Below are 18,114 nucleotides of genomic sequence, written 5' to 3'. Positions count from 1 at the left end.
GTCTTTCAGATAGGCGTAGGGATCGTGCCCGTTGAGCTTGGCCGATTGGATCAGGCTCATGACGGCAGCCGCGCGTTGACCGGCGCGCAGTGAGCCTGCAAACAACCAATTGGAGCGACCCAGGGCAACCGGCCGGATCTGTCGCTCGACGTGGTTGTTGTCGATGGGCACCGTCGGGTCGTCGAGGTAACGCACGAGAGCCGGCCACCGCTTGAGGCTGTAGTCAATGGCCCGCGCGATCGCCGAGCCGTCTGGGACGCGGCGTCGCTGTTCCTCGAGCCAGGCGTGCAGCCGCTCTAGAATCGGGCCAGCCCTTTGTTGCCGCGCTGCCAGGCGCTGGTCTGGCTCAGCATCCCGCACTTGCGCCTCGATCTCGTACAAGCTCACCATGTAGCGCAGTGCCTGGCCCGCCAATTCGCTCTTGTGCTTGTCGTGCAGTTCAAAGAACTTGCGCCGCGAATGGGCCATGCAACCGATCTCAGTGACGCCACCGTCGAAGCTGGCCTTGTAGCCGGCGAAGTCATCACATACCAGCTTGCCTTGCCACTGCCCCAGGAACGCGCGAGCGTGCTCGCCGCTGCGGCTGGGCGCAAACTGGTAAATCACCGCGCGCATCTTCTCGAACTCGCTCGGCGCATAGGCCCACAGGTAGGCGCGGTGCGTCTTGCCATTGCCGGGCGCGAGCATCTGCACTGGCGTTTCGTCGGCGTGCAGAACACCGTGGCTCAGAACCTCTTCTTGCAGGGCGTCCACCAGCGGTTGCAGACGCACGCCACAGATGCCCACCCACGCGCCCAGTGTCGATTGCGGGATGGCCAGACCGGCGCGCGCATAGATGCGCTCCTGCCGATACAGGGGAAGGTGGTCGCCGAACTTGGACACCAGCGTATGTGCCAGCAGTCCGGCCGTCGGGATGCCTTTGTCGATGACGTGGGGTGGCACCGGCGTCTGCACCAGCGTCTCACACTGATCGCACACCCATTTGCCGCGGATGTGACGCTCCACGGTGAACGTGCCCGGCGTGTAGTCCAGCTTCTCGCTGATGTCTTCGCCAATGCGCTTGAGCGCACACCTTCACCAAAGCCAGCCTGGTGAGTCACTTGGCCGAGCAGACAGAACTTGAGGCCAAGGCCGTGAAGTCCGTGCTCCTGCATCTGGAGAACACCATCCTGAGTGCGCTGCACAAGAAAGGCGCCGGCGAGTTCACGCTGCCTGGTCTCTTCAAGGTGGTATCCGTGAAGGTACCGGCCACCAAGCGTCGCTTCGGCAAAAACCCTTTCACGGGCCAAGAGCAATGGTTCGAGGCCAAGCCGGCCAGCGTGCGTGTCAAGGTGCGCCCGCTGAAGAAGGTGAAGGACGCCGCTCAGTAAGTCCTCCGCTGCCATTCGTGCCAACGGGAGGCCAAGCCTCCCGTTTTCATTGGCGCGTGTGCCCAACGCAACCCATGAGGATGTCTTGTCTCTCTTTCCCCAGCGTAGCGCGGACGTGCGCCGCTACAAGTTCATCAATTGGAACGTCGTACTGAAGCCGGCTCTGCAAGAGAAATTTGAGAAGGTCATCACTGCAGCCGAGCAAGCAGGCTACCTCGAACGGCTATACGTGCGCGTCGAACGCGAGCACCGAACTGTCACCCTATTCCCAGGCCAGCATCCGGTGGGCGCTTCGCTGAGAAAACAGGGCTCGACAGCGGCGGAGCACGGAGCCGCACTTGTGTTCTCTCAAGCCAAAACCGGCAATGTCGCCGTGCTGCTCTATCCGTACGAGTCTGAATTCATGCGGCAGCCCGAAAAGCTCATCGTTTGGCGAGTGTTCGTGGGCCCGAACGATGTCACACAAAGCGTCATCGACGCAGCCGTGGCCGACGCGTTCCGATACTGGCGCGTATCCAGTGTGCTCGACGGTGGTTCGCGGTGGGATCGTTGGCGCATCGGAATGCTGCGGCGCCGAGACCGTTACCAATCGGCGGAGAAGGCGATGACGACTCGGCCAAGCCTGGTAGCAAGGGCCGTCGGCGCGTTCCTTGCCTGGTGGCCTGTTGCTGCCTTCGTCGCGTTTAGTGCCCTCGTGACGGTCGTGACCGGCTGGCACGACTTCAGCGACAAGTTTGGTGCCGCTTTCCACTCAACATCCACCGCAGCGAAAGAGTCGACGACTACATCAAAGACAGGCCGCGCCAGCGAAGCGGCGGCGGCCCCCTCGACAGCGCAGGATCGCTAGGCCCGCACCCGTAGTTACGGGTTCAACCGAACTGGGGGGCGAGGCATCCCTGTTTTCGGGTAGTAGCTGTAGTACACGTCAACAGCGCGGGCCCAGCAGTCGAGCAACTCGTCCGAGTGGTCGCGTACCCACTTGGCCAAGGCCTCAGCGTTCGGGTGGCTCATTCCGAACGCCGGCGCACCAGTCGCCACGTCGAACGCGCTTCGTGTCCAAGCAGAAAGCGAACGCCTTCGCCTTCTCGAAGGGATAGTCGCAGGGCACCAGGGGGTGCAGCGACTGTAGCGTGGCGGCGCTGGGCACCACAAAGCCTGCGTCATGGAAGTGCTGCCGGCCATGCGCTTCAAAGTCGTAGTCTACGAACCCAGCCGGGCTGTTGTATTCGACCCGCGTAATCTCGGAGGCGGTGATCGGCGCAAACGAGAGCCACCACGTGCCTTCTTTGGTTGTGGTCGATTTCAATAAATGCCGCCGTCTCGTGAGAGGCAGACGCCAAGGATTTTCGACGTATGCGGAAAGGCCCATAAGCTTGGCTTCATCGGGCTTTTCGCCACGACGCGCGTAGTACTCGACAAAGGGCATCAGAGTGGCTGTGTCGGCCGACATCTCCACCGTCAGGCGCACTCGGGTTTTGTTCATGACGATGCCATTCTTGGGTGCGACCCCATCGACGCGGGTCAGATACTCCATGTCTCTCGCGGTCAACGTTTTGTCGCCTGTCGTCAGGCCGTGACCATCAGCATCGGGATCCGTCGTCAGCCAGACCACTGAGTTGCGAATGCTTCCGTCACCATGCTTCACGTGGCCACGCGAAATCCCCATCGAGAGGATCGTTTCGGCGTACGAGACGGACGTGAAATGGTAGAACTTCATCCGCGTTCCTTCATCGTTGTGTGTGTTGATAGTTCAGCAACGCGATTGACCGAATGCGGTGTCAAACGGGTGCCGACAAGCTTTCTTCATTCAATTAGTCGCAACTGTCCTAGGCGCTCCAATCGCTCGCGGTCGGCCTGATCACTATGCTCCGGTGCGACCGGGTGGGCAGCGCCGCAAATCGTGCAGATCCAAAGCTGCACCCGGTGTGCCGCGTCGAACGATGTTACGCCGGCATTTTCGGGAACGTGGTCACGCAGGACGCCACAACTGTTGCAGGCGAGCCATCGTGTGTGGGATCTCATGGGAGTGCTTCGAGGGTTTTGGCCCGTTCGATGATAGCGCGCACGTTCGCAAGGCAAGGTGCTCGCTCATACAGTGAACCAACTTCAATGCCGATTTTGGCGCCACTGAGCAAATTGCTGGCCGTCGATTAGTTCGAAGCCAAACTCGCGCCCGACCTCGGCGGCCCCCGAAGTAAAGCGGCTTGTGGTAATGACGATCCCTTTGCTGGTGCCGCTGCTGCCGCGATCAGCAAAGGCAATGGCCCCATGCAGTTCACGCACGATTTCCGGGCCGACACTGCGATGCGCCGCCCAGCATTTGCATTGTACGATCCAAGATTGGCCGCTCTCGTCAACCGCGTATAGATCGACGCCACCATCGCCATCCCGACTGGCGGCCTGGTGAATCACGCGCAGCCCTCGTTCCCTGAGCAGTTGCATACAATCCCGCTCGAACTCAAACCATGCCGGCCGCGCACCTTCTGGCGCGGTTGATACCTCTTCGTAGATCATGCGCGATGCCGAGCGGCTGCGGTAGACACGCACCCGCTCAGCCTCCGCCATTGCCCCGCGAGTGTGTGGGCGCACGAATGTGAACCCTTCTGGAAGGTGCATTCCATACCGCTGTGCGAGAAAACGCTGAGTCGCCGATGTTGTTGCCGCCCGGCGCAGGTGTTGAGTGACAGCGTGTGGGGCACGACCAGATTCGTGCGCGTGTTGTGTCGCCTGCCGTAGATTGGGCCGGCTATAGCGTACGCGCGGCAGGTACACCACCGTCGTCAAGTCACGGCCACGGCTGCGGCGCGTTGTCGTTCGCGTACCAAACAGCGACTCTCGCTCCTCCACCACAAGAAAGTCCCGGATGATCGCAGCTGCGATCAACTGCAAGCTCAACTCGGCGTCCGTGTTCCACGTCACTTCGCCATCATCATCGCGCGGGCGGATCAAGCGGCCACCTGTTGCGCGCGGCGGATCGCTGGCAATGCCAATCGCGACATGGTGGTAGCGCTGCGCTGCGTCGAGAAATTGGCACGCGAACTCGCCTTGGTTCTCAAAGATCCGCACCGCCACGAATGGGCCGAACGCCACTTCTACTCGTGCGCCCCACGGGATAGTCCATTGCCGAGCTTCCTGTGCTTCGCGCAGCATCGCCTGAATCGTCGCTTCAGCTTCGTCTTCGGTGCCATCGAGCGCGACGCCGCGCATGGCTTCACAGACATCCGACAACGGGACCGGAAAATCGTTTGGCCCGAGGCGCTGGCCCGCGTCAATGAGGTCCAGCATGTCCAGACCGCTGCGCCACATCTCCTCGATGTCGGACAGCGACGCTTCGAGGTTGAACGGCGCACTACGCAATTCCAAACCGTGTTGCCCAGTGTTGGCGAACCAGGGCCGGTGGGTGCCGCCCTGCGTGATCTTGTCATCCAACAGAGCAGCCTCGAACGTCCAACGTGCGGCTTCGGACAACATTTGGTCGCCCGCATCGTTGAGCAGCGGAATCAGCTTGTCGAGCAAACAGAACAGCGCGTACGTGTCATGCAGCACCTCAACACACGCCCGATACGCAGCTTCCGCATCGGGGGCTGGACCCGCCAATGCTGCCAGCCAACGTCCGATCAATGGCGCACGCGCCACTAGCACCCTGCCCTGCTCGGCAATAATGCCCTCACCGAGCCAGTTGCCCTCTTCCGTGACGACCGGTGGTACGCGGTCATATGCCTGTCGCTCTGCAATTCCGCGCACGAAGCCAGCGGCGAGGCGGCGATTCCGATACACCTGCCTGCCCCATGCGACGCGAGCCTTGTCTGTTGCATTTAGGTCGCCTGCCCAGGGCCCGTCATAGTTCAGCTCCGACCAGACGTCTGACGCGGGTTCCGCCCAAAGCGGGATCGCAGGAGCGGCATCGGTTGTGTCAGCCTTTCGTTCGCGCTCGAATGGATCGAATCGCTGACCCTCGCGTGACCCCTGCAGTCCAGGCACCGGATGTTGCCATTGCTGCTCCATGCCTTGGAGTGAGGGAGCGGTTTCCCCAAAACCCGAATGCAACTGCGCCTCAAACCAAACAGTTTGGTACCCCTCCGGCGAAACGGCGATCATGCGAAAGCGACCGCGCTGGCGAATCGCCGCAACCACTGGATCAGCGCTCGGCCGCATCCACCGTGTGTGGGGATGGGGATTCTTTCCCTCTGTCATCAACGTAAAGGAAAACACCATGGAGGGGGTGTTGTTCCAACGCCAACCAATTGCGACGCACGTCCGCTGTCGACGTAGCCGTTGGATGGTGTCACGGTCCTGGGCGATGAACACTATGCAAGCAACGCCATCTTCACCGATCCAGCCAGGTCCGAAGAACCGTTGACCCACCGAGGTTCCCTTGAACGGCTCCGCCAGCGCTTTGACTTGGGCGGCCGTGGCATGTTCTATCGTCGTGGCAACCGCGCGCGCCACCGGCACTCGTTCGTTCCGGGGGAATTGCTTAGCAGGTGGGTTTTGGTCGGCGGGCATAGGCGAATCGGCAAGCTCAGTTCGTTGTGCCATACAGGGCAGACTGGCGATCAGCGGTCAGATGCCACCGCTGGGCAAGGTTGGCCGCTTCGGTGTTGCTGGCCAGGACCGCCTCAGCCTGCGGAAACAAGGCAACGTAGCTCGTTGCAAAGAAGCTCATGAAAACGAGGGCCACGCTTACGAACCTAGCGGCCATCGCCTCCTGGTCGCAAAGCGCTTGTGCATCGCGAATCTGCAGAATGCTGAGCCAGCTCGAGTGCGCGTAGCCGCAGAGGAAGCTGTAGATTTGGCGGATATAGACGGGGTGGAAACCGGCGGCGATGCCAGTGTCGATCCAAGACTGGCCGGCGCGCCATTCGCCCTTCAGAACCTTTTTACGCATCGGTTCGGAATACTGCTGCCAGACGCCGTGGGCTTCGATCTCGATCTGGAGTTGATCGATCCTTGTCTTCTCGTCGGCCAACTTCTGTTGGTGCTCTGGCGCACGTGCCGGATACGCCTGTCGGTCCAGTAGGCCGGCACGACGCCAGATCATATGGCGGAATTGTCGGACCTCCACATCTTTGCTGCCGTAGATGTAGGCGAACGTGAGGTAGGTCTCCAGAGCCGCGCGCGCAAGAATCATCACGGAACTGTGGTCGATGTGAAGATCTGCGCCATACCCGGCAATATCGATTTGGACCGGTTGGGCTATCAGGCGCAGCGAGGCTACGTGGTAACAGAATTTTTTGCCCAGCACTTGCGCATCGTTCATCCAAAGCTGGTCCACCGGGATCTGCTGCCCGGCCTGGGACTCAACGAGCTGCATCACCAACGTGAGCAGGCGCTCAAAGTCCCCCGAAAGATCATGGTTCAGCACTGATGCAGTCATTGCAGATATGAAAAAGCCGCCCGAAGGCGGCTCCTGTAACGTGCGAGTGTGGCCTCAGCCTGCAACCCTTACGCGCCGGCCTGCCAACACCGATCCTGCTACTTTGGGCTCCACTACCGACCGGCGCGCGACCGCCTGTTCGCGCGTCAATTTGGCGAACACGGCGAGGCGCGCGGCGACCTGTTCCGGCTTTTCGGCCAGGAGCGCTTGGCGTCGAATTTTGCGTGCTGTCGGCTTCATGGTTGATCTCCCTTGCGCATTGCGGACAGGACTGCCCCCAGATCGCGCTCAAGTCTCTCAATCTTACCCTTTTTCTCCACGACCCGTGAGTAGCCCAGGCTTTTGTAGAAATCTACCAACTCGGGAATGGGCCGCTGCAATGAGGCCGTCGTGCAGTCAAACGCCGCCGCACAGAATTCCAGGTAGCGCACTGCGATCTTGGCAAAGCGGCCCTGCAGCGGGTTAGGTGCCGGCGCACGGCTGAGCAGGTGGATCGACGCGACCACGTGTCGATTACTGATCCGCCCCAGGATCAAGCCACACAAGACATGCGTGTGATCCGGCAACTCCGCATAAACGGCGGCCTCCACGCGGCGCGGCCGACGGCGAGCCCGTGTCAACTCGCGGGACCATAGCCAGCCTGGGGCATAGCCTCCGAAGGTCCAGCGATCTGCAGCATCGACGTCCGTCCGTCCGATCGGCCGGAAGCGCACCGTTACCCCCTCTTCTACCGCGACGGCCGCGCTGGCCGCCGCGCCTGCCAGCTCGCGACGCTCAGCGCAGCGGCTTTCGGCAGTGTCCCAGTCTTGGCGCTGGGCCGCCATTTTTGAGGTCGGCGACGACATTTCGGTCTGGATGGAGGCTATTGGGCTGATTCTAACATGCCTAAAAGCGCACTCCATCGAGTGAAGTGCGCTTTTTACTGTGGTTGATAAGTATTCTTATCATGTACTGTAAAATTAATGTACGCTTTCGAGAACGTCACTTTTTCACGTTTCCCAAATAGGCCCGGAACCCATGCCCGACAAGGCTTTGCCGCCCATGGACCTGCTCGACCCCGACCGCAACCCTGAACCACCCCCCAGCCTTGCGACGCTGCAAAGTGAAATAAAGCGCACTCTACCCAGCCGCCGCCGCGTCGTCGTTCGACGCCACCTCCACCGTGGCCATTTCGCCTTCTTGCGTGCGGTCGTCCAGGGTCTCGACGCCCGCCCGATGTGGGCGCGCTACCTGGCCATCGACGGCGAACTGGAGGCGCAGGCCGAACTCACACAGGAGAGCTTCGTCGCCCACCCGAAGGTGCGACGGCTCACCGCCTGGCTGCGCGCCGAACTCGCGGCGGCCGTCCGCCGGGCAGGCCATCACGGCAAGGTGCGCCTGATCCGCATCGACCTCTCGGGACTGGCGCGTCGCGGCCCGGCGCTACCGTCGCTGGAGGACTTCGCCATCGAGAACGGCCTGGACGACTTCAGCGTGGAGGAGCAGCTCGAGGCGTACCGGGAGCGCTTCGGCGACGAGGTGCAGCGGGCGGAGCGCCGTGCCAAATTGATGGAGCGGCAGCTGCGCCTGCTGGCTGACCTCGAAAAGGTGCTCGCTGAACCGGTACGGGTGGATGACCACTGCCACGCGTGGTTGGCTGCCGGCGTCGCGGATCGGTTGGAAGCCGCCGGCGCGGCGACCATCGGGGCCCTAATCGACCGTATCAACAGTCTGGGCGGCGGCTGGTTTCGGGCACTGCGCGGGGTCGGCGAGAAGAAGGCACACGCGATCGAGCGCTTCCTGCGCGCGAACGCAGACACGCTGGAGCGCAAACTGGGCGAGCACGCCCGCATCCCGCGCCGTCAGCTCTACGCGCACGAGCGTGCCAGCGTCGTGGCGGCCGGCACCGGCCTGCTCCCTTTGGAGAAAATCGTGGTGCCGGCCGCGCTCGACGGCAGCAACGGACGTTTCAGGCGGCCACAGTTCGAGTGCTTGATGGACGCGCAGAACGACTACGAGGCGCTGCTCACTTGGCTGCGCTCGAAGCCGGGGCTGCCGGCTGCCGAAATTGCACGGCTGCGCGCTGGCCGGCGCGATGTGGTGACCGAGCCCGGCCCGTTGGACTGGCTGCACTACCTCTCCAACACTCAGCGCGCCTATCGCAAGGAGGCCGAGCGCTTTCTGTTGTGGGCCATCTGGATTCGCCTCAAGCCCCTCTCCTCGATGACGACCGAGGACTGCGTGGCCTACCGCGACTTCCTTGCCGACGTGCCCGACGACTGGTGTGCACCCCGCTCGCGCGAGCGCTGGACGCCGGCTTGGAAGCCGTTCGAGGGCAAGCTGTCGCCTCAGTCGCAGGCCTATGCCCTCACCGTGCTGCAGAACCTGTACCGGTTCCTCAACAACCAGAACTATCTGGCCGGCAATCCGTGGGAGAGTGTCGCGGCGGCGCGCATCAGTGCGCCGAAGCTCGACGTCGGCCGGAGCTTGACCGAGGACCAGTGGGTGTTCGCCCTGGGCCGCTTGGCGCGGCTGCCGCGCACCTCGGCCAACCTCCGTTTGCAGATCGCACTACCCCTGCTCTATGCCAGCGGCTTGCGGCTCGCGGAGATCGTGGCGGCGAAGACCTCCGACCTGGAGTGGCGCAGCCTCGCGCTCCCGCGTGCTGGCGAGCGCATCGAGGGATGGTGGCTGCATGTGGTCGGCAAGGGCACCCGGGCGCGCGAAGTCCCTGTGCCCGATGAAGTCGTGCACGCCTTGGGGGTCTACCTCACGACGCGCGGCTACCCGAGCAATCCGGCACAGGTCCGCGAGCCGGCGGCCCTGCTCGGCCACGCCACCGACCAGGCCGAGCGGGCACCGTGGGCAAAAAAGGACAGCGCGAGTTCGGCGGACCCGATCTCGCCCGGCGTGCTTTACCGTCAGATCAAGCGCTTCTTCCAGGCCTGTGCAGACGAGCTGGAGGCAACCGATCCACGCGGCGCCGCACGGCTGGATGCGGCCAGCACACATTGGATGCGGCACACCCATGCGTCGCATGCGATTGCAGCCGGCACGCCGGTCGAGGTTATGCGGCAAAACCTGGGGCACAAGTCGCTCGACACCACCACGCACTACGTGACGTCGGAGGATGCGAATCGGATGGCGGCGTTGAGGGGGTTCTGGGGTAAACGCTGAAGTGACGCGTCTTGCAGTGAGACTTTGGCTTCTCCCTACAGGCCCCTCCCCTTCTCTTGGTTGCTGATCGGCACAGCGCTATATGTGCGGCAGGGCAAAACGAAGCCCATGTTTTTCGCGCAGACTAACTTTCAGTATATAGCAGGGTGCCACGATCACGCCCGCCAACAATCGCTCAGCCACACCCTCGTCTTGGCTCGAGCCAACTTCGGTATCGCCGAGGCGTACCGAATGGACGTTACTTAGCCCTTCGGGAACGAGAGCATCCGAGGAAGTTGGCTCGAGCCAACTTCCGATACCCTCGCCCAATTCGGTTTGCCTGTAACAGAACACCGTCATTCATAAGACGAGAATTCCGATTCAACGTCACTTCAAAGTGAGATACATCCGCGCTGGGTTGGCTCGAGCCAACCTAATCGACGCAGAAGAGTGCGCGTGAAATATATTGCGATTTCAGACGATATTTCTTGTTATTCAATTTTCAGTGAAATATACTTCACTTGATTTCTAAAATTTCCCCGGAGGACATCCATGGTTATCACGATTGGTGCCGAAAAAGGCGGTGTCGCAAAAACCCGATTGTCTACGCATCTCGCAGCTTTGGCGGCGGGAGAAGGAATCGATGTCGTTCTTTTGGATACGGACAAACAGGGTTCTGCAATGTCGTGGTCGCGCATTCGTAATGATGAAGGTGTCACTCCGGCAATTCCTGTGCTTTCTTTGCCGCCAAATCCAGCAAGAGAACTTGCGAATCTCGCCGGGAAGTACACATTGGTAGTTGTCGATATCGGTGCGCAGAACTATCGAACGATGCTGGAATGTGCACAGCTGTCAGACCTTGTACTGGTACCTTGTGGACCTGATCAGCAAGAGGTCGAATCGACACTCAATGTGTTCGAAGCGCTCCGGGCACTGGATCACCGTCATGAGACTGGAAGCATCCCGGCCCATGTCGTCCTCACCCGAGTGTCTACAAAAGAAAATGCCAAAGCCACGAGTGAATTGAGGGAATACTTCGCCGGTGAATCCATTCCTGTCTGCAGAACTCACATCGCCCAGCGCGAGGCGTGGCGTGCTACCGGAAAGACTGGCCGCGCCCTGCATGAACTCAAGGGTTCCGACAGGTCGTTAAAGGCGATCGAGGAGATGCAGGCGCTGTACGAAGAGATTGTCGAACTCGCCAACAAGGAGTGACTCAATGGCCACTTTCAAGAAAAAAACCATTTCTCCGGCCGCCGTTGCAGTAGCAGAGGCAAACGCTGCAAGTGCCCCAATTGTCGGGGATCCACGTGTACAAACTGAAGCACCGGCCCATGCTCATGCCGTATCACACGACGTAACAGCGAAAGTTGGCTCGAGCCAAGATATTGTGATCGGCCAAATTCTCGAAGTGCCCGTTGAACGGGTGAAGTCGAATCCACTAAATCCGCGCGCCGTCTATACAAGCGCAGCCGTGGACGAAATGGCGGTCTCGTTGTCGAACAACGGCCAACGCGTAGCCGCCCTCGGTTACCAGGAGGACGACGGGGCAATCGTACTGATTGAAGGCGAGACTCGACTGCGCGGGGCAAGAGCGGCGGGTATCCCGACGCTTCGGGTCGAGATCCGCGCCAAGCCTGCGAGTGAGCGAGAGCTGTACGAAATGGCGCGTGCTGCCAACGTTGAGCGCCGAGACCAAACTCCGCTCGACGATGCAATTCGCTGGAAGGAGCTGTTGGCACGGAAGATCTACCCAACCCAAAGCGCGCTCGCCAAAGCCTTGAATCTTGGCGAAGACCATGTGTCACGCACGCTGTCGCTCGCGCAGCTGCCTCACAAGATAGTCTTGGGTGTGTCTGAGTATTCGGAGCTGATGAATCACAAGATGCTCAACGCCTTGCGCGAATTCTGGGAACAGCAGGGCGACGAAGAGACCCTCGAACTCATCCAGGACGCCGCGAAGAATGGGCTGGGTTACCGAGACGTGGTTACTCGCCGCAAGTCAGCGGCCAAAGGTCCCGTGCGCAGAACGCGCGCAATCCGTGAGAGCTTGAGCTTTGGCGAAGCGAAAGGCGAACTCAGAACGTTTGAGGCTGACGGCCGCCTTGAATTGAAGCTGAAAGGTCTGAGCGCGCAGCAGGCTGAGGAGGTCGCAAAGAAGATCAAGGATCTTTTCCCTGCACACGTTGCGTGACGTATGGCGAGGGCGGCCGCTCGGGAGAGCCAATCACCAATCGGGCATGCCGCCGTTTTGGTTGACGCCGTATCCGCTCAGGCCGGTATGGGGACACGGTCGAACGCGGCCGTTCACTGCGCGGCGAGAGTCAAGCTTTTTTAGCGAGCCGCGGACGGCCTTTGACGACATACACGAGGTCATTCCTGATCTCGAAGTCGTCCAGCATTCCCGCGTCTTTCAGCCTTTGCAGCGCGGCCTTGAGGCGTAGCCTAAAGCCCGCGAGCGATTTCTCCTTGGCGCCGCTCAACTCTCGATATTTGGCCACGGAAATAGGGATTGGCTCACGATGCGTCGACAGAAAGCTGTGAAGCCACAGTGCAAGTGGAGAGCGTTGCCCAATCTTTTTTCGCTCGGCCCACTCCATGAGCGTGTAGGAGTCCTGGGTGAACAGTCCAGCGATCTTGGGGTCAAACCAAACCTTCCAGCGACTAAGGCTCTTACCTTCAGAGTCGCGCCACTCGAACGACTGAATTAGAGAGCCGGCATACCCAGCTTTCCCTCCGTCCGCCAACACCTTCACCTGGTTCGCGACCAGTCGGTCAAAGCATTCCTGGAGGTGCTTGTACTCTTGACCGTTAATGGTCCAACCTACCTCCTTCAGAAAGCTGTAGGCAGTAAATTGAACCGGGTCATCCTTTGTGAGAGGCCGCTGCCGTGCCAAGTGCAGGATCGTCAAGAGAACGCTCATGTCGTCCTGACGCAGCTCTTCGCCCTTGTAGACAATGTCCACGTTCGCAAGCGTGAGAACCTTCATCCCCTTGAAGTACTCACGGTTGTTGTCTTTGGCTGCCGTGAAGAGGGCACCACGTGCGAGCGAATTCGGCAACCCACGCTTATCCTCTGGCCATAGTGGCAACTCGAGTGGGACAGGTGCACTCACCACACCCTTTGCTTTGCGATTGGCCGCGCTTGCCAACAGCTTCTCAGTGGCGTCGAGAAGGCTTGCAGACGATGAAGTGCGAGTACCCTTGGCTCGAGGCGAACGCGTGGAGGTTGCATCGGAGTCTAGATCCGATACAAGCTCGAAGTTGCCTGATTCTGTCGATGCCATGCTGGATTCCCGGGGCGATATTGCCTGTCGGGCATTATGCGGGGACGTTTACCACTGTCAAGCAAGGGGTATTGGTAATTCAGCGATGATCATTGATAGTTCACCAATGGTTTTGAAATCAATCTCTCAATGCGGCGTAGCCGCCCCTTCTGCTGGGCAGGATGTGAGACAACATTCGCAGCATTGTATTAGAAGAAAAGATTAGAAAACCTATTAGGGATGGCGGTTTCCCCTTTGTAATCAATGAGATAGCCCTGTGGATAATTGGCGAACTACCAATAGTTGTATAGCTGTGTTGCTAGTGATGGTTCAGCCATACTGCTACTAGTCAATCGCCGATCTACTAATGGTGAATCGCCGATCCACTATTGATAGTTCGCCCATGCCCTCGTGTTGCCCCACAACTGCCTTGGGTACCGTCACATGGCGCTACAACGCCACTCAGAGGCAATTTAGGCGGGGCGTGCGGCACGGAGCAACAACGCTTGATCTGTACGAAAGTAAGTAACCACTCTCTCCAATAGTGGCGTAACTGAAAGAAATTAGCTCCCGGAATCCGACAGAGCATAGGTCAAATATCAAACGGGCCTGCCTGGACCGAGGCTTTCGCAGGAAAGCACGCCAAAAAGAGATCGGAAATGCACCTCTTTGTGCGCTATGGGACACAGATCGTGCGCTGGGTATTGGTGATTCGCCAATGGTCCTGCACCTGCAGCGAGCGCTCAGAAAGGAGTCTTTGATAGTTCGCCTATGGGCCCCCAGGGGACTGCGACTTGATAGTTCGCCAATGGCGAGAACGCGCCACGTTTGATAGTTCACCGATGCACCTGAGGCGGGTTGTGACTTGATAGTTCACCGATGGGGAGAGGCACCACTCTTGATAGTTCACCGATGGCCAGGGGAGCCCGCGCCGGCGCAGCCCTTTGATAGTTCGCCAATGGTGAAGGGCCAGAATGAAGTGCACACACTGCTGCCGGCAGCGGCTGGGACTATTGATAGTTCGCCAATGATCGAGGCGAGCGAAGGCCATTGGCGAATTACCAATAGCTGGAGGGACCGCGAGAGGTGGAGCCGGAACTATCTGGTCGCTAGCTCCGAATGGGAAGCAACGTCACGTGGTTGGCAGTGTCACTACGTAAGGCTGGCCTCGAGAACGAACCGAGAGGTTGGATTCTTCTTTGCCGTGCTCATCTCAAGACGGTCGCGCGCGCGGGTCATCGCGACGTAGAAGAGTCGTCGCTCCTCGGACTCGGTACTCTTTTCGTTTGGCACCACGGTCTCCTCGGCCCGGATGATGCATACGTGATCCCACTCCAAGCCCTTGGAGTTGTGCATGGTCGTGAGGATGAGGGCGTCGGCTGCCGGCACATTGTTCTCGCGTCGAAGGAAAGCGAGGCGATCTGAGAATGGACCGTTGAGGCGACTCAGGACGTCGTAGGTTGTCGTGACCGCGCGCTTAGCTGTGTCGGCCTTTGCACGTTGCGCCATCCACTCGTAGACGCCTTCCAGGACAAGTGGATAGAACTTCCGATCGCAGAGACCACGCCATTCGGCAAGCCGCTTCATCAGCTCGCGGTACCCGCCAGCAGACGGGGCTTCGACGCCGGCCCGGCCAGCACGCGAATGCGATCCTGCAGCTCCGTGGCCGCATCCTTGTTGAAGGTCACGGCGCCCACCCGGCAAGCGGGATCGCCCAGGAGAATCGCCGCCTTGGTCGCAATCGTCTTAGTCTTGCCTGCGCCTGGGCAGGCTACGGCGACACAGTGCTGGCGAAGCTCCGCAACTTCACGCTGCGATGGATTCAGTTCGTCTAGGATCGACGTTGGCATTTGGGGAACGAATGAAGAGGCCGATTGGGCTTGCGATGCGCGGTCAGGTCCGGCAGGTGGCGCACGGGCCCGTGTGTACAGCTCGGGCCCGGCGGCTACCGTGCGACCTTGGCTTGACGGCCCTTCTGGAGCAACGCCCGGAAGGCGTGCCGGCTGCTTGTGAAGGACCCGACCGTCAGCACCCAACCGAAGCCCAACAGGACGAAGATGCAATACATCGTCGCCAGGTTCTGACCTGCCGCAAGCGCCGATTCGGCGATCGACTGTTGTTCGAATCCAAACGTCTTGCACGCGACTGGCGGCGCCAAATCCTTTACCGCAACCGTGTCGAGATCGAGGCGGGACACCTTAGCGATGAGCGAGTTCTTCAGCGACATCGTATTCCTCGAAATAACGGCAGAAGACGTGGCCACTGAGCACCCGTGCGGCCATTTGCATTGCGGCACTGCGAGGCGTCACGTCGTCGGGGCAGGGCTCGTCGACCATACGGCACTGGTAGCCTGCGCTTTGCCGCGCCTCGAATTCCGGGATGGGTTCCTGCAGCGGTGCCCAGACGTGGTATTTCTCGCCCTTGAACGCCGCATAGCGCATCGAGAAGATCTCGTGCGAGCGCGTGAAGAGGCCGCGCACGAAGGCGATATTCGCGTCGCCCTCCTTGCGCGCCTGGCGGTGGCCAGCATCTGCAGTAGCGGCAGCGCGGACGCGATGATCCGCATGTAGTGCTCGCGATCGTGCACAAAGGTGGCCACCAGGCCGTCGATCGTCTCGTGGCCGAGCCCCTTCTTGGCGAAGTTGTCGACATAGAGCTGCACCATTCCTTGCAGCGGATCCACTCCGCCTTTCTGGGCGATGCGCTGCAGAAATCCTCTGGCCTCGTCTTCCCAGTCGAGCATGCCCGCTTCCGGAAAGAAGCGGCGCAGGCACCGGTCCAGCAGACCGTTGATGCCAGACTGCGCGTAATTCAGGATCGAGCGCAGGTTGGGCTTGTCGCCGACGTACAGCTCGCCCTTGACCGCGCGGTCGATGAAGAGGAAGGCGAAGTCGCGGAAGGGGCCCTCTTCCATCAACTGAGAGACGCGGCTGGCGATTTCTGATGGCTGGGACCAGTTCTCCAGCGGATTCAGTCGGATCGACTCCGACGGCGCCGCCTGCTTCCAGTACAGGAACTTGCGGCCGGCACGCTTGCTTTCTCGCTCGACGCGTTTCTTGAAGTCCTTGTCGTTCTTGGGGTCGACAATAATGAGGACGTCTTTGCCGGGGCTGTGGATGACCTGGGTGCCAATGAGTTCGTATGTCTTGGTCTTGCCAGCGCCCGTGGTGCCTCCCACGGCCGTGTGACCGCCAAGCGCCTTGTAGTGCAGGGGCACCACGATCTTGTCGGGCTCCATCCCGTGAATCCACGACTTGCCTTGCGGCGCGGTATCGGGAACGCTGTTGGGCGGCGCAAACGCGGTCTCGATGCGCTTGGCGACGTTGACGGGGAGCCACTTTGGCAGGCCCGGAATTTCATTGGACGGCATCCGCAGGATGTCGTGCGCGATCTGGCAGTGTCGCTGGGTCCATTCGAAGCCGGTGCCGAAGTACATCGCATCCAGATCCGCTTTCATGCGGGCGCTCGTGCGCAGCAATACCTCGATCTGGATGAGGGTGAGCCAGCGTGTCGAAATCGACATGCGAAAGGCCAGCGCCTTGTGCACCTGATACGTTCGAGCCAGCAGGAAGAGGGCGCAAAATCCTGCGAATACCCAGGCATGCGGCATGCCGGATAAGGGGAGCAAGATCAACCCGATCAGCCAACCGACGGCCGCACGGGCCTCGAAGATCGGGCGAAAGTGGTTGATGTAGCTGTTCATTGTTGCGGGCGAGCGAGGATCAGCGAGCCAATGCGTTCGACCAGCACAATCTCAGCGCCCTGCGAGCTGGCGAGGAGGTTGAGCTTGCGCAGGTTGTCCACCAGCGTTTCGCTGGCGATGCCGTAGCTGCCGAGAATGCGCTTTTGCAGCACTAGACCCTTCTCGCCCCAATTCACGGCCACCTTGCCTGACTCGACGTCCTGCATGAGCGCGCGAAAGAACTCGCGCATGAGGGTGCTCGCTGAACTCAGGATCTGTGCGAAGGGGTCTTCCTGTTTGACTGTTGGTTCTTTTGGAGCCTGCATCGTGTCCAAGTCGAACAGCGAGCTTTGGGTGTTGGGCTTCTCTGGCGCGGACGTGGGTGTCTCGGGCGAAGCCGAGGTGATTGGCGCCGGTGCGGCCTTGGCCTGCTCGAACAGTGCCGACACGCTATCCGCCGCCGAGGGCTCGCTCTTTGCTGCTTTGGCTCTGGGTTGCGATGGACGCTTCTCGGCGGCGGCTGCCGGCTGGGCTTGGGCCGCAAAACCGTCTTCCATCGTTTTCACGGGCGGAATCGGCGTCGTATCGGGGGCAAAGCGAGCGCGGCGCACCTTGTCTTCGGTATCGCAGGTCACCGCAACCGCCTGACGCAGGACCTTGTGCAGAAGCGACTCGGTACCGGCCGGCCGGCTCTCTGGATTGATCGCACCGAAGAGGTCGGTCTGCACCACGCTCTCGAGCAGCTCCAGCCGCGTGCTGCCAAGGATCGAGCGCGCGAGCAGGGCGGTACGCATGCGTTCGACAGGCAGCGGTGCTTCGCGACGTTGCACACGGTATTCGCAGCCCTGCAGCCAAGCCGAGAAGGCTCCATGCGCGGCGGGGCTCCACTCCGCTTGGTCTGTCAGACGGAAGAACTGGAAATGGCGGAACGGCTCATCCAGCCAGGTGCTGCACGCCGCGAGGAACAAGGCATAGAGGTATTGCGGTTCGAGCTTGCGCCGACGCTCCGATGTTTGGTCGGCACCGAATTTCTGTCCCCCGGACAGCCGCAAGGCGTAGTAGACAGTCTCGACCGTGGCGCGGAAGGCGCCACCGGGTTCCGAATGTTGTTCGGGCCGGAGCGGCATCGACGAATACCAGTCAGCACACGTTTCGAGCACGGACAACCACTTGCGCTCGAAATCCGCGCTCGACGACTCGTTCGCGTACTGCCGAACGAGGTCCAGCCGCGAACCGAGCGTGGCGGTCAGAGCAGCAATGGGCATCGGCGTGTGGTTCATGTCG

General features: G+C 60.7%; 13 protein-coding genes and 5 pseudogenes. 5 read left to right on the top strand and 13 right to left on the bottom strand.

From position 1 onward, the window contains the following. A pseudogene (locus CFE42_RS22375) lies at nucleotides 1-1,071 on the bottom strand (IS66 family transposase); the annotation flags it as partial. Between CFE42_RS22375 and CFE42_RS22370 the strand changes: the two are divergent. Both CFE42_RS22370 and CFE42_RS22365 read left to right on the top strand, forming a co-directional pair. After that, nucleotides 1,071-1,370 (top strand): annotated as a pseudogene (locus tag CFE42_RS22370) (HU family DNA-binding protein); the annotation flags it as partial. The pseudogenes CFE42_RS22375 and CFE42_RS22370 sit on opposite strands and share 1 nt — an antisense overlap. An 85-nt stretch (nucleotides 1,371-1,455) precedes the next feature. Next, nucleotides 1,456-2,217, top strand: a complete 762-nt coding sequence (locus CFE42_RS22365) for a hypothetical protein (protein WP_004635272.1) — start codon at nucleotides 1,456-1,458, stop codon at nucleotides 2,215-2,217. A 144-nt stretch (nucleotides 2,218-2,361) separates the two neighbouring features. Here CFE42_RS22365 and CFE42_RS22360 read toward each other — a convergent pair whose 3' ends face one another. From CFE42_RS22360 to CFE42_RS22340, 5 genes are all read right to left on the bottom strand, one after another. Beyond that, nucleotides 2,362-3,087, bottom strand: coding sequence for a hypothetical protein (locus tag CFE42_RS22360; RefSeq protein WP_004635270.1), 726 nt, complete (start codon nucleotides 3,085-3,087; stop codon nucleotides 2,362-2,364). Between the two features lie 389 nt (nucleotides 3,088-3,476). After that, a complete protein-coding gene (locus CFE42_RS22355; protein WP_004635269.1) occupies nucleotides 3,477-5,876 on the bottom strand; it encodes a restriction endonuclease in 2,400 nt (799 codons plus the stop codon). A gap of 16 nt (nucleotides 5,877-5,892) precedes the next feature. Continuing rightward, on the bottom strand, nucleotides 5,893-6,747 hold the full coding sequence (locus CFE42_RS22350; RefSeq protein WP_004635267.1) for a DUF5677 domain-containing protein: 855 nt from the start codon (nucleotides 6,745-6,747) through the stop codon (nucleotides 5,893-5,895). 54 nt (nucleotides 6,748-6,801) lie between these two features. Then, the gene (locus CFE42_RS22345) at nucleotides 6,802-6,987 is read right to left on the bottom strand and encodes a hypothetical protein (protein WP_004635264.1); all 186 of its coding nucleotides are present in this window, start codon (nucleotides 6,985-6,987) and stop codon (nucleotides 6,802-6,804) included. Further along, nucleotides 6,984-7,592: a hypothetical protein gene (locus CFE42_RS22340; RefSeq protein WP_225694715.1), complete on the bottom strand. Its 609-nt coding sequence runs from the start codon at nucleotides 7,590-7,592 to the stop codon at nucleotides 6,984-6,986. The genes CFE42_RS22345 and CFE42_RS22340 overlap by 4 nt, the downstream gene beginning before the upstream one ends. A gap of 196 nt (nucleotides 7,593-7,788) precedes the next feature. On the opposite strand from CFE42_RS22340, the gene CFE42_RS22335 reads away from it, so the two are divergent. From CFE42_RS22335 to CFE42_RS22325, 3 genes are all read left to right on the top strand, one after another. Next, nucleotides 7,789-9,903, top strand: coding sequence for a phage integrase family protein (locus CFE42_RS22335; protein ID WP_052035700.1), 2,115 nt, complete (start codon nucleotides 7,789-7,791; stop codon nucleotides 9,901-9,903). A gap of 531 nt (nucleotides 9,904-10,434) precedes the next feature. Continuing rightward, nucleotides 10,435-11,097 carry an AAA family ATPase gene (locus CFE42_RS22330; RefSeq protein WP_004635257.1) on the top strand — a complete coding sequence of 221 codons (663 nt, stop codon included), beginning with the start codon at nucleotides 10,435-10,437 and terminating at the stop codon, nucleotides 11,095-11,097. 4 nt (nucleotides 11,098-11,101) lie between these two features. After that, nucleotides 11,102-12,076 (top strand): ParB/RepB/Spo0J family partition protein, encoded by a 975-nt coding sequence (locus tag CFE42_RS22325; protein WP_004635255.1) that lies wholly within the window; start codon nucleotides 11,102-11,104, stop codon nucleotides 12,074-12,076. A gap of 130 nt (nucleotides 12,077-12,206) precedes the next feature. Here CFE42_RS22325 and trfA read toward each other — a convergent pair whose 3' ends face one another. From trfA to CFE42_RS22295, 7 genes and pseudogenes are all read right to left on the bottom strand, one after another. Beyond that, complete coding sequence (gene trfA / locus CFE42_RS22320; protein WP_004635253.1) at nucleotides 12,207-13,169, bottom strand: plasmid replication initiator TrfA; 963 nt, start codon at nucleotides 13,167-13,169, stop codon at nucleotides 12,207-12,209. Between the two features lie 1,131 nt (nucleotides 13,170-14,300). Then, nucleotides 14,301-14,759, bottom strand: a pseudogene (locus CFE42_RS22315) (3'-5' exonuclease); the annotation flags it as partial. Further along, the gene (locus CFE42_RS22310; protein WP_004635247.1) at nucleotides 14,735-14,998 is read right to left on the bottom strand and encodes a UvrD-helicase domain-containing protein; all 264 of its coding nucleotides are present in this window, start codon (nucleotides 14,996-14,998) and stop codon (nucleotides 14,735-14,737) included. The pseudogene CFE42_RS22315 and the gene CFE42_RS22310, both read right to left, overlap by 25 nt. 95 nt (nucleotides 14,999-15,093) lie before the next feature. After that, complete coding sequence (locus CFE42_RS22305) at nucleotides 15,094-15,375, bottom strand: hypothetical protein (RefSeq protein WP_004635245.1); 282 nt, start codon at nucleotides 15,373-15,375, stop codon at nucleotides 15,094-15,096. Next, nucleotides 15,347-15,670, bottom strand: a pseudogene (locus CFE42_RS23965) (hypothetical protein); the annotation flags it as partial. The gene CFE42_RS22305 and the pseudogene CFE42_RS23965, both read right to left, overlap by 29 nt. Continuing rightward, nucleotides 15,667-16,851 (bottom strand): annotated as a pseudogene (gene traD, locus CFE42_RS22300) (conjugative transfer system coupling protein TraD); the annotation flags it as partial. The pseudogenes CFE42_RS23965 and traD, both read right to left, overlap by 4 nt. After that, entirely contained in the window at nucleotides 16,848-18,110 is a 1,263-nt protein-coding gene (locus tag CFE42_RS22295; protein ID WP_004635240.1) for a TraI domain-containing protein, read from the bottom strand. The pseudogene traD and the gene CFE42_RS22295, both read right to left, overlap by 4 nt. Nucleotides 18,111-18,114: the final 4 nt, after the last annotated feature.

This window comes from Ralstonia sp. PBBBR1 (assembly GCF_002256165.1).
In the GTDB taxonomy this organism is placed as follows: domain Bacteria; phylum Pseudomonadota; class Gammaproteobacteria; order Burkholderiales; family Burkholderiaceae; genus Ralstonia; species Ralstonia thomasii.
This window is presented reverse-complemented; position numbering and strand designations above follow the sequence as displayed.

Bases quoted from the DNA above. Each gene is read 5' to 3' on its own strand.
- CFE42_RS22360 (WP_004635270.1), bottom strand. From the start codon at position 3,087: ATGAAGTTCTACCATTTCACGTCCGTCTCGTACGCCGAAACGATCCTC.
- CFE42_RS22355 (WP_004635269.1), bottom strand. From the start codon at position 5,876: ATGCCCGCCGACCAAAACCCACCTGCTAAGCAATTCCCCCGGAACGAA.
- CFE42_RS22350 (WP_004635267.1), bottom strand. From the start codon at position 6,747: ATGACTGCATCAGTGCTGAACCATGATCTTTCGGGGGACTTTGAGCGC.
- CFE42_RS22345 (WP_004635264.1), bottom strand. From the start codon at position 6,987: ATGAAGCCGACAGCACGCAAAATTCGACGCCAAGCGCTCCTGGCCGAA.
- CFE42_RS22340 (WP_225694715.1), bottom strand. From the start codon at position 7,592: ATGTCGTCGCCGACCTCAAAAATGGCGGCCCAGCGCCAAGACTGGGAC.
- CFE42_RS22335 (WP_052035700.1), top strand. From the start codon at position 7,789: ATGGACCTGCTCGACCCCGACCGCAACCCTGAACCACCCCCCAGCCTT.
- CFE42_RS22330 (WP_004635257.1), top strand. From the start codon at position 10,435: ATGGTTATCACGATTGGTGCCGAAAAAGGCGGTGTCGCAAAAACCCGA.
- CFE42_RS22325 (WP_004635255.1), top strand. From the start codon at position 11,102: ATGGCCACTTTCAAGAAAAAAACCATTTCTCCGGCCGCCGTTGCAGTA.
- trfA (WP_004635253.1), bottom strand. From the start codon at position 13,169: ATGGCATCGACAGAATCAGGCAACTTCGAGCTTGTATCGGATCTAGAC.
- CFE42_RS22310 (WP_004635247.1), bottom strand. From the start codon at position 14,998: ATGCCAACGTCGATCCTAGACGAACTGAATCCATCGCAGCGTGAAGTT.
- CFE42_RS22305 (WP_004635245.1), bottom strand. From the start codon at position 15,375: ATGTCGCTGAAGAACTCGCTCATCGCTAAGGTGTCCCGCCTCGATCTC.
- CFE42_RS22295 (WP_004635240.1), bottom strand. From the start codon at position 18,110: ATGAACCACACGCCGATGCCCATTGCTGCTCTGACCGCCACGCTCGGT.